Genomic DNA, 10,232 nt, shown 5'->3' on the forward strand with positions numbered 1-10,232 from the left:
TGATTCCCCAGATGCTCATCAGGCTCTCCCAGGCAGACGTTACCAGCGGATCGTCATCGACGACCAGGCAGGAACCGTGCAGCGGCGCATAGCGTACCGGCGTGGCAGTGTTGTCACAGGTGGGCGAAATATCCGGCGCGATGTCTTCGCCAGTATATTGGGTGAAGCGCATCCAGAAGCGTGAGCCTTTACCTTCAATGGATTGCATCCCGTACTTCACCTTCATCAGCTTGGCACAACGGGCCACTACGGCCAGTCCCAGCCCGTGTCCGGCGCTGTCGATCTTCCATGCCAGCTCGGGACGGTAGTAAGGCGAGAAGATTTTGCCCTTCTCGTCATCGGCGATACCGACCCCCGTATCCCACACCTCCACCATACACTCCTCGCCGCGTGGTCGGATGGCGACCAGCACACCGCCCTGGAGCGTGTAGCGAAGGGCGTTTTGAATCAGGTTAATCAGAGATTGTCGCACCAGCAGCGGATCGCCCAGCACGTAGATGCGGCGTTTGGGCCGCCGGGTACATAGCTTAAGCGCGCGGCTGTTGGCCTCTTCGCGAAACAGCGTGATGACCGAGTCGAGCAGAACACCGATATCCACTTTGCCAGGGGCAGAAAGTACATTCCCGGATTCTATTTTGCTGAGATCGAGCAGAGAATTGAGCATCAAATGTACCGAGCGAACGCTCTGCTGCAGGTCAAGAAGCTGTGGCGTCAGGCTAGCGTCCCGGTTTCGGTGGAGGATGGCCTCGATCAGAAAGCCCATCGCGTGCACGGGCTGGCGCAGATCGTGGCTGGCGGTGGTCAGAAACTGATTTTTATCCAGCAGCGCCTGCTCCGCGTCCTCTTTGGCCTGACGAAACTGTTCCGCCAGCCGTGAGCTTTTTTCCTCAAGCAGCGCTTGCTGAATAAAGAACGCATGTGACGTTAACGCATGGCGGTAAATCGCGAAGCCGTAAAGCAGATTCAGCATAAGCACGATAAACATCAGCTCATCCAGCCGCCAGATAATACCGAGGTTCAGCATCCCCCAGGAGGCGAAGAAAAACCGCGTAAAGGTGCTGATGACAGGCGTCAGATGCGTCGCATTGGCGGCGACGATGGCGGCGATACTGATATTAAGCAGCAGGAAAAAGTCAAAGTTCTGCGTCTGCGGGGTAATTAAATAGAGGGATGAGATTCCCAGCCCGTGAATAAAGGCGATATTATTAATACGCGGAAGCCAGCGTCTCAGGACGTCTTTTTCAACGTCTTTTTTCGCTTCGCGCTGATAACGTCGGTGCAATATTCGTATCGCCACAGCACATAGCAGATAAATGATTATCCAGGAAATCGTTGGGCCAAGGTCGTCCCCAAGCATATAAATCCAGATGGCGAAAGGAATACCGACAAAGGGCACCGCGCTAAAGCTGAACACCAGCCGTAAAAAGGTGTTGTTTAGCAAACGGATCTGCGCTGGAGCGGAGATACCATCGTTCTGTAAACTCTTAAAAAACCTCATTCCGACGGTTCCTGCTTGCCATGCAGAAGCGTAATGGCCTCGACACGACTATTAACGCCTATCTTTTTCAAAATATTACTAATATGTTCTTTTACCGTGGGCTCGGAAATTGAAAGCTGCGCGGCGATTCTTTTATTTGGCAAGCCGCGCATAATCATATTTAACACGTCAATTTGTCGCGGCGTTAAGTTAAACTTACTTAACTTCTCATTATTCGACTTGATGGAAAGTTCGTTTCCCTCAGGAAACCAGGTCAGATTATCGGTGAGTGCGAAAACGGCCCGTGAGAACATTTCAGGCGGTTCGCTTTTTAATACAAAACCGTGCCCCCCGGCGGTATGAACTTTCCGCCAGATATCATTATTGTCATCCCCGCTGACCACCAGGAGTCGTACCTGTGGGTAAAGTTGTTTTATTTCCTTGAGTAAACTCAAGGCCGTTCCGGACGAGAGCCAAAAATCGATTACCAGCAAGCGTGGTGGGCCATTGTCCCTAATTTGACGGTAGCAATCATCCTCATTCGTCACCACATGCGCCTGCTTAAAGTGGCAGTGTGTAATCAGAAAATTGGCGATGCCGCTTGCTACCAATGGATGGTCATCAACGACCAACGCATAATTCTGTCCCAAAGGGTCCTCCTTTTACCTTCGCATATCTAAGAGTACGGATGAATTATTTTATACCCACCCTACTTTAGGAGGGTTTTTTCGATTAGGAAAGGGAAATATATTATTTGCTGATTTGGGTAACTGTAAACATAAATACAATCAGTGAAATTAACTGATTGGATATAAAGGGTAATTTATGAGAAAACCACTAATCTTTTTAACCGTTACGTTGATGCTAGCCGGTTGTTCCACGCTAAAAACCGATCAGGCTATTCCACTTCTGCAGGCGGAGACCGCTAAAATGCTGGGGCTGGGCTCATCGGATGAAATAACCGTGACTAACGTTAATGGCGCCCAACCAGACGCACTGGGAGGGCAAAAACTCTCTTATCGCGCGACGACAGAAAAAGGGCGTATTTTCGATTGTTCATCGATGATGATGCCAGGGATTTTAGGATCCGCACCGACGCTGAGCGCGCCAACCTGTACACCTGTTGTCACCCATAAATAATTAACACCACATTAAAAGGCGTACTGAAATAACGCCTTTTACGTTATCTGACGTATCTGAGTTTTCATATAAAAACGATTTTCCCGACATCACGCTAATGAGTACGGAGATAGCCCGTGAATAACTCTACATCGCATTCTTTAGCGGTTAAGACACCGCTTTCCAGACTTTACCTCGCTCTATTTTCCGCGCCGCTGTTACTGCTTTCACCTGCCGATTTCGCGCGTGCAGCGGATGCTATTTTTGATGGCGACTCGCGTATTACCGAAACGCTGGGTTACACCGGAGATGTTTACGTAGGACGTAATCAACGCGGAAACCTGCTGATCGATAATGGCAAAATCACCGCCTATAACATCAATATCGGTCGGCTGTTCGACGGCCAAATTTATGAAAGCGTGGTCACGGTCCGTGGGCCAAACGCGGAGCTTAACGCGCTGAACGATCAATACGTCCTGCACGGCGACCTGAATCTTGGCCTGGGCACCCTTCGAGTCGAAGAGGGCGCGCTGGCAAGCGCTAAGGAGATCGTTGTCGGCACCACGCGTGGCTATGACAGTCACCTTATCGCCACGGGTGCTGGCTCTCGCGTGACCAGTAATTTTCTTAGCGTAGGCACCGATCTGGGCGCACGCTCCACGCTGGCGATTGAAGACGGTGCGGCGCTTAATACCGCCTACGATGCGCGCATCGGCAATGGTACCGGGCCGGATGAAACCGACACGCTGAGCCCAAAAGCCACCGTCACGGGAAGCGGCTCACAGTGGAATGTTGGCCGTACGTTGACGCTTAATGGCGACCTGGACGTACTGAACGGCGGAGCGGTTAACGTTGGCAGCGTGCAGGTAGCGGGCGTCTCCGGGGCAGGGAAAACCGCTGAGCTGGTTATTGCGGGCAAAGACTCGAGCTTTACCAGCCAGAGCAACGTTAGCGTGGGCGATTATGGCAACGGCGTGCTGTCGGTTATTGACGACGGTTCATTTTCCGCTGGCAGCAATGCGCTGATCGTGGGGACATCGGGTTCCGGTTCGAACCGGGGTGCGCTAATTATCGGCAGCCGCGGCAACATGGACACCGGCACGGGTATAACTGAGCCAACGCTTGGTAAGGCGGGCGGTGCGGGTACCCTCGATGCGAAGACGGCAATCAGCCTGCGTGGCGGGCTGTTCGGCAGCTATGTCTACTTCAACCATACCGACGAAAATTACGTCTTCAGCAACACGATGAGCGGCGAGGGTGAGGTGATTAATACCTCCGGACAGACAACGCTGAACGGCGATCTTTCAGCCCTTCAGGCGAACGTGACCGCCCGCGGAGGCAAAGTCATTATTGCCAGCAACATCAACACCCAGGCAGAAGACGATATCTTTGACATTCAGACCCTTAGCGCCGAGAACGGCGGCACGCTGATCCTCAACGCGACGGCGGGTTCAGACGTCAGCAATGGACTGGGTTACAGCAGCGCCGCGTCAATCAAGGCCGGCGGCACCCTGGGCGGCAACGGCACGCTGGGCCAGACCGAGATCCTGTCCGGTGGGCATATCTCACCAGGGGATGGCGATATCGGCACGCTGACGCTGAAACGCTATCTGAATTTTGTGGGCGAGTCCTTCTATGACGTCGATATCGCAGGAGATGGCCGCAGCGACCAGCTGCTGGTATCGGGCAAAACGACTATCAGCGATCTGGCTAAAGTACAGGTCACCGCGCTGGACCCGCAAACCAGTTACAAAACGGGCCAAAGCTATCGCATATTAACCTCGGACGGGGGAATTGACGGTCAGTTCGCCGGAGCGATTTCCAAATCGGCCTTCCTGGACGTGGCGCTCAGGCAGGGCACCAACGCCGTCGATCTGACCATCGCCCAGAAAGAGACTGGCGGCGAGAATCCAGGAGGCGAAAACCCGGGTGGTGAGAACCCGGGAGGAGAAAACCCAGGAGGTGAGAATCCAGGAGGAGAAAACCCGGGCGGTGAGAATCCTGGCGGTGAAAACCCCGGCAGCGGCAAGCCGGGGATTTTTCAGACCGTGGCCAAAAGCAGCAACCAGTGGAACACTGCCGGCGCGCTCTCCACGCTGACGCAAAGCGGCCCGTCGCTGGCATTGTATAACTCGCTACTGGTGCTGAGCGCACCGGAAGCACGCGAGGCGTTCAACCAGCTATCCGGTGAAGTTTATCCGTCAATGCAGTCCAACCTGATTGCCGGCAGCACGCAGGTGTTTAATGTGTTAAACCAGCGGATGCAGCGCGCGTTTGATAACGACACCCTGGCGATACCACCGTTAGCAATGTCGCTGGTGCAGCAGCCGGAGCCGCAAAACAATGGCGTCTGGGGCCAGACCTTCAGCTCCTGGAGCCGAAACAGCGGCGACGGTAACGTGGGCAAGCTGGACGGCAACACCACCGGCTTCCTGCTGGGGGCAGATCGCAAGCTGGCGGACCATAACGTGCGTGTCGGTGGCTACTTCGGCTATAGCCGGGGGGATTACGACGTCGACAGCCGTCGTTCCTCAACGGATACCGACAACTACCACCTTGGCCTGTATGCGGCTGGCCAACAGGATGCGTTCTCCCTTCGTGGCGCGCTGGGTTACACCTGGCACAAGATTGAAGGCGAGCGCAATGTGGATTTCAGCGGCTTCTCGGATCGGCTGAAGTCGGATTACGACGCCAACTCGCTGCTGGCGTTCACCGAAGCGGGCTACCGTTTCGGCCAGTCAGAGATGAATGTCGAACCCTTTATTAATCTCTCCTGGATCCGACTGCATACCGACAGCTTCAGGGAAGACGGCGGTGCCGCCGCGCTGAGCGTACGTAATGAAACGATGAACACCTTCTATTCCACCCTCGGGGTGCGCGGCGTGACCGAGTTGCCGAAGAACGTTAACCTCTACGGTTCGCTGGGCTGGCAGCACGCCTATGGCGATAAGAATACGTCTTCGCGCATGGCGTTTGCGGGCAGCGACGCGTTCATTACTCAGGGACAAGCCGTGGATGAGGACGTGATGGTGGGTGATATCGGCGTGAGCGTACAGCTGTCGCGGGCTGCGACGCTGGATGTGGGGTATCAGGGACAATACGGTGCGGATACCCGCGTCAACTCGGTTAACGCGAATCTGCGCTGGTCGTTCTGAATCATTTCCCTTTAAAGAACCCGCCCTTGAGGCGGGTTTTTGCTTTTGGATTTCGGCAACGTTAGGGATCGTTCCCACCTGCGTCCAGCAGTTTGTTTTTAAAGATAAACAAACACGCCTCATTAAAGTTCTCAGCACCCAGCCGTTCCGAGAGCGCCGTGCGTTTGCGGTAGAGGCTTTTAACCGACATCCCCAGCTCGCTTGCCACCTCCTCCATCGACATGCCTGCCCGCAGCAACCGCAACATGATCGTTCGTGCATGCTTAGCCGCAGGTTAAGCAGCCACTTCGTGGTCAGACGCCTGCCCTTCATATTCAGCACCAGATTAAACAGCGAGGCCATATCCGCCGCGGTGTGCGACATGTTGGTAAACAATTTCATACTGAGCAGATTCTCCTCGCGATGGCGCATATCGAGCATAACGCAGCAGATCGTTTTTTTCGTTCTGGCCGGATGGCGTATCAGGTAATCATATAAACGGAGCGGAGAACGACTATCAATCAATACAGAATATTCATCTGCACCGTTATCAAATATGTTTCTGTCAACCGAGTCGAGCAGGATAATATCCGGGAAAAATAGCCTCATCCCCCTGACAAGGTAGCGATCCTGAGTCACTAACACTATTGAAGTTGCCACTAACCATCCCTTTTAGATTAAAGCAAGAACGATCCGGCGGAAAGAAAACCGCCTTCGTTTTATAGCGCTGTCATATTAACGATAAATGTATTCTGGCTTTGGACATCCCTCAATTCAGACATTGATGAGTGAGACTTCCTGTAGACTCTCATTCAATGGCTGCCATTAATTATAAATAAAAAACAATCGCAGAAAAGTCACTTCTCTGAACATTAAGAATTTTTGTCATGAAACTTCCCAAACATGCACCAGAAACTACTTTAATTGACGCAGATAATCGGCATTAAAAATATAAACATTCTTGTCACAATAAAAATAAATGAATTTAAATTCAGATAGTTAGAATTAACCAACCCCTTCGAAATAATCGTTAAAACCGGCTCATCCCAGAATTATCTCAAAACAGCATAGCCGCTTTTCAGCATATTTATCCGGCAAGATATCAGGTGTACATTATCTTCCATCCCACCGACTGAGATAAGGATCCATAATTACCTTTAAGTAAGTACCCCGAAACATCACTGCATTCAGATTTAATGTTCTCATTTATGGCCTTTAACGCTGAGTTTAAAGGCGGCCGTGTTATGCAATGGATTCATGATAAACAAATGGCAAATAGATATGGAAAGTTCACTTCGCTTCAATACGTTATTCTTTTATCGCACCCCAACATTATTGTTCCTGTTATTACTCTTTCCTGTTCTGGTTCAGGCTACGGGATCCGTTTATGAGCAACAGATTCAGCAGGCGCGTAACGGTAATTACACACCGTTTCTCGATTATGTGCAGCGTTATCAGCAACAGCATGCCCTGACACCTGAGAACGTTGCGGACTGGCTACAGGTAGCAGGATGGGCAGGTCGCGATGACGAGGTGATTCAGGTCTGGCGGCGTTATGGTATTTATATGCCGCTTCCCGCCCGGGGCGTTGCGGCCGTCGCGCAGTCCAGGCGAAATCAGAAAGCGTGGCAGCCCGCGTTATCGCTCTGGAATGAAGCGCGTAGCCTTGCTCCAGAGAATGACGATTACCGTATCGGCTACATCAAAACCCTTGCCGATGCCCGCATGGATACCCTTGCGCTGCAGGAAGCCCGGCAGCTGGTGGCTGAAAATCCCTCGCAGGCCCATCTTCAGACGCTCGCGTATGTCTGGTTAATGCAGGGAAAAAACAGCGATCGGCTTTTAGCGGACACACGCGCGTTGAATATCGCGCCAGAGAATAACGCGCTGCAGAGAGACTTCATCGACGCGCTTACGGATAACCGGGTGAATACCCCCGCGCTTCAACGTTCACAACGGGTGGCGCTGACTCCGGCGCAGCGTCGCCGTCTTGAGCTGAATGCCGCTGCCGAAACCGTTCGCCTTGCTGATGTGCCCGCCAGGACAGAAAAAGAGCGCCTGCTTCTTGCGCAAAGCGCACTGAATCGTTACGACACCCTGTTTGCTCGCTGGCAAAACGATCCGCAGGCGGCGGACGACATTATCCTTGCCCGTATCGACAGACTTGGTGCGCTGTATGCGCATGGCGATTATCCGCAGGTCATCCGCGAGTATCAGGCGCTGACGGCCGCACGGCATCCGGTCCCGGGCTGGGCAATCGGCTGGGTTATCTCCGCGTATTTGCAGGAGAAAAACGCCGCTGCCGCCTTCTCACTTCTGCAACGCTATCCACAATATGCGTCCGATCCGCAGGACGAGGAGCATGCGCTGTTCTATGCCTGGCTGGATACCGGTCAGTATCAGGCCGCCCGCCAGTATGCTGAGCGCCAGACCCGCAACATCCCCTGGAGTCGTTACGATTTCGGTTCCCCTACCCCTCAGCCGAACGATCGATGGCTTAGCGGACAGTCGCTGCACTTTAACTATTTACTGGCGACCCATGCCGAGCCGGAAGCCGAAAAGCTGGCTCAGCGTATGGCCGCAACGGCGCCCGGCAACCAGGGATTACAGATTGACTATGCCTCCCTGCTTCAGGCCCGGGGTCTGCCGCGCGCGGCCGAGCGAAAGCTGAAAATGGCGGAGGCGCTCGAACCGTCGAATCTGGAGCTGGAACTGCAGCAGGCCTATGTCGCGAGGGATCTGCAGGAGTGGCGACAGATGGACTTACTGGCCGACGACGTGCTTGCTCGCGCACCCGTCGATCGCAGCGCCCGGCGTCTGGACAGGCTCAGAGCAGTCCACCACCTGTCCGAGCTGCGTCTCAACGCGGGAAAAGGTTTGCACTCCGATAATCCCGTTAGCGGTACCCACGACATGAACTGGGACGCCACGCTCTATGGTCCGCCAATGGCAGATAACTGGCGGCTGTTTGCGGGCACCCGCTACGCAGAGGGTAATTTCGATGAAGGCAAAGGTTCCAGCCGTCATCTGTCGGGCGGCGTCGAATGGCGGCCTCGTGACCTCCTGCTCGAAGCTGAACTCTCCGGAAACCGCTATCACGGGGCCAGCAAGCCCGGGGCTCGCCTCTCAACCACCTACAGCCTCACGGATAACTGGCAGGTCAGCGGCAGCTTCGAACGCCTGTCCCGCACCACGCCTCTGCGGGCGTTACGCAACGGGATCAGTGCTAACCGGGGTGAAGGCGGCGTGCGCTGGTATCAAAACGAGCGGCGTGAGTACCAGTTCAGCGCCGCCGTCAGTCACTTTTCAGACCATAACCGCCGACAGGAATACACCCTCACAGGGAAAGGGCGTCTCTGGCAGGTGCCGTCCCTGACGCTGGATCTCGAACCGGAGATCGCCGCCAGTAAAAACAGCCAGCGGAACACGCTCTATTACAACCCGGTGCGGGACCTGTCCGTGACGGCTGCCCTGTCCGTCGATCATGAGATGTATCGCCATTACGACACCCTCTGGAGCCAGCAGATCGTGGCGGGAGGCGGCAGGTACTGGCAGAAAAATCAGTCCGCCGGGGCCATCACCCTGGTGGGTTACGGACAACGCATCCAGTGGAACAACGTCATTGATACTGGCGTGATGCTGAACTGGGATAAACGCCCTTACGACGGCAAGCGCGAAAGCAATCTCTCCGTCACGTTTGATGCGACTTTACGCTTTTAAGGATGAATATGCTGAATACACGTCTTTCCGTGAGCCTGCTCCTCTTCGGCTGGCTCTGCCTGAGCGCGAGCGCCTGTGCACAGGCTTTCTCATTTATTGCCCCCAAAGCGCGACCGCAGCTGGAGGCGAGCAAACCCTGGCCGACGAACCAGTTTCTGGTCCTGGCCTACCACGACGTAGAAGATGATGCCGCCGATCAGCGCTACCTCTCCGTTCGCACCAGCGCGCTGAACGAGCAGATTAGCTGGCTTGTGCACAACGGCTATCACGCCATCAGCGTGCAGGACATTCTGGATGCCCATGACGGGAAAAAAACGCTGCCGCCGAAAGCCGTATTACTCAGTTTCGACGACGGCTACAGCAGCTTTTACACCCGTGTCTGGCCGTTGCTTCAGGCGTGGAACGTTCCTGCGCTGTGGGCGCCGGTGGGCAGCTGGGTGGATACGCCGGAAAATCAAAAAGTTAACTTCGGCGGCCTGATGACGCCCCGCGATCGCTTCGCGACGTGGGACATGGTGCGCGAGCTCAGCCACTCCCCGCTGATTGAGATCGGCTCGCATACCTGGGCCTCGCACTACGGCATTCCGGCCAACCCGCAGGGCAGCCGCGAACCGGCGATCGCCAATCGCTTTTATGATAACGCAACGGGCCGCTATGAAACGGACCTTGAGTTCAGCCAGCGGATCGGCGATGACGTGCGCAAAGTCACCGAAAAAATCACCCAGGTGACCGGCAAAGCTCCGCGTGCCTGGGTCTGGCCCTATGGTGCCGCCAACGGCACG

At 54.6% G+C, this 10,232-nt stretch carries 6 protein-coding genes and 1 pseudogene; 4 read left to right on the top strand and 3 right to left on the bottom strand.

The genetic code is table 11. The features are described from left to right. Both LDK53_RS18725 and LDK53_RS18730 read right to left on the bottom strand, forming a co-directional pair. Positions 1-1,498: sensor histidine kinase (locus tag LDK53_RS18725; protein ID WP_225287803.1), on the bottom strand; the 1,498-nt coding region annotated here is incomplete at its 3' end. Next, the gene (locus tag LDK53_RS18730; RefSeq protein ID WP_045286547.1) at positions 1,495-2,127 is read right to left on the bottom strand and encodes a response regulator transcription factor; all 633 of its coding nucleotides are present in this window, start codon (positions 2,125-2,127) and stop codon (positions 1,495-1,497) included. The genes LDK53_RS18730 and LDK53_RS18725, both read right to left, overlap by 4 nt. Before the next feature lie 175 nt (positions 2,128-2,302). Here LDK53_RS18730 and LDK53_RS18735 point away from each other — a divergent pair, with 175 nt between their 5' ends. Both LDK53_RS18735 and LDK53_RS18740 read left to right on the top strand, forming a co-directional pair. Next, on the top strand, positions 2,303-2,617 hold the full coding sequence (locus LDK53_RS18735) for a lipoprotein (RefSeq protein ID WP_045286548.1): 315 nt from the start codon (positions 2,303-2,305) through the stop codon (positions 2,615-2,617). A gap of 116 nt (positions 2,618-2,733) precedes the next feature. Further along, positions 2,734-5,751: an autotransporter domain-containing protein gene (locus LDK53_RS18740; RefSeq protein WP_225287804.1), complete on the top strand. Its 3,018-nt coding sequence runs from the start codon at positions 2,734-2,736 to the stop codon at positions 5,749-5,751. A gap of 61 nt (positions 5,752-5,812) precedes the next feature. Here LDK53_RS18740 and LDK53_RS18745 read toward each other — a convergent pair. Next, a pseudogene (locus LDK53_RS18745) lies at positions 5,813-6,339 on the bottom strand (helix-turn-helix transcriptional regulator). A gap of 672 nt (positions 6,340-7,011) precedes the next feature. On the opposite strand from LDK53_RS18745, the gene pgaA reads away from it, so the two are divergent. Together pgaA and pgaB are read left to right on the top strand one after the other, a co-directional pair. After that, positions 7,012-9,450: a poly-beta-1,6 N-acetyl-D-glucosamine export porin PgaA gene (gene pgaA / locus LDK53_RS18750; protein ID WP_225287805.1), complete on the top strand. Its 2,439-nt coding sequence runs from the start codon at positions 7,012-7,014 to the stop codon at positions 9,448-9,450. Between the two features lie 8 nt (positions 9,451-9,458). Further along, on the top strand, positions 9,459-10,232 hold a 774-nt coding region (pgaB, locus tag LDK53_RS18755; RefSeq protein ID WP_225287806.1), incomplete at its 3' end, for a poly-beta-1,6-N-acetyl-D-glucosamine N-deacetylase PgaB.

The sequence above is a fragment of the Enterobacter sp. K16B genome, from assembly GCF_020216105.1.
Taxonomy (GTDB): Bacteria; Pseudomonadota; Gammaproteobacteria; order Enterobacterales; family Enterobacteriaceae; genus Enterobacter; species Enterobacter sichuanensis.

Bases quoted from the DNA above. Each gene is read 5' to 3' on its own strand.
- pgaA (WP_225287805.1), top strand. From the start codon at position 7,012: ATGGAAAGTTCACTTCGCTTCAATACGTTATTCTTTTATCGCACCCCA.
- LDK53_RS18735 (WP_045286548.1), top strand. From the start codon at position 2,303: ATGAGAAAACCACTAATCTTTTTAACCGTTACGTTGATGCTAGCCGGT.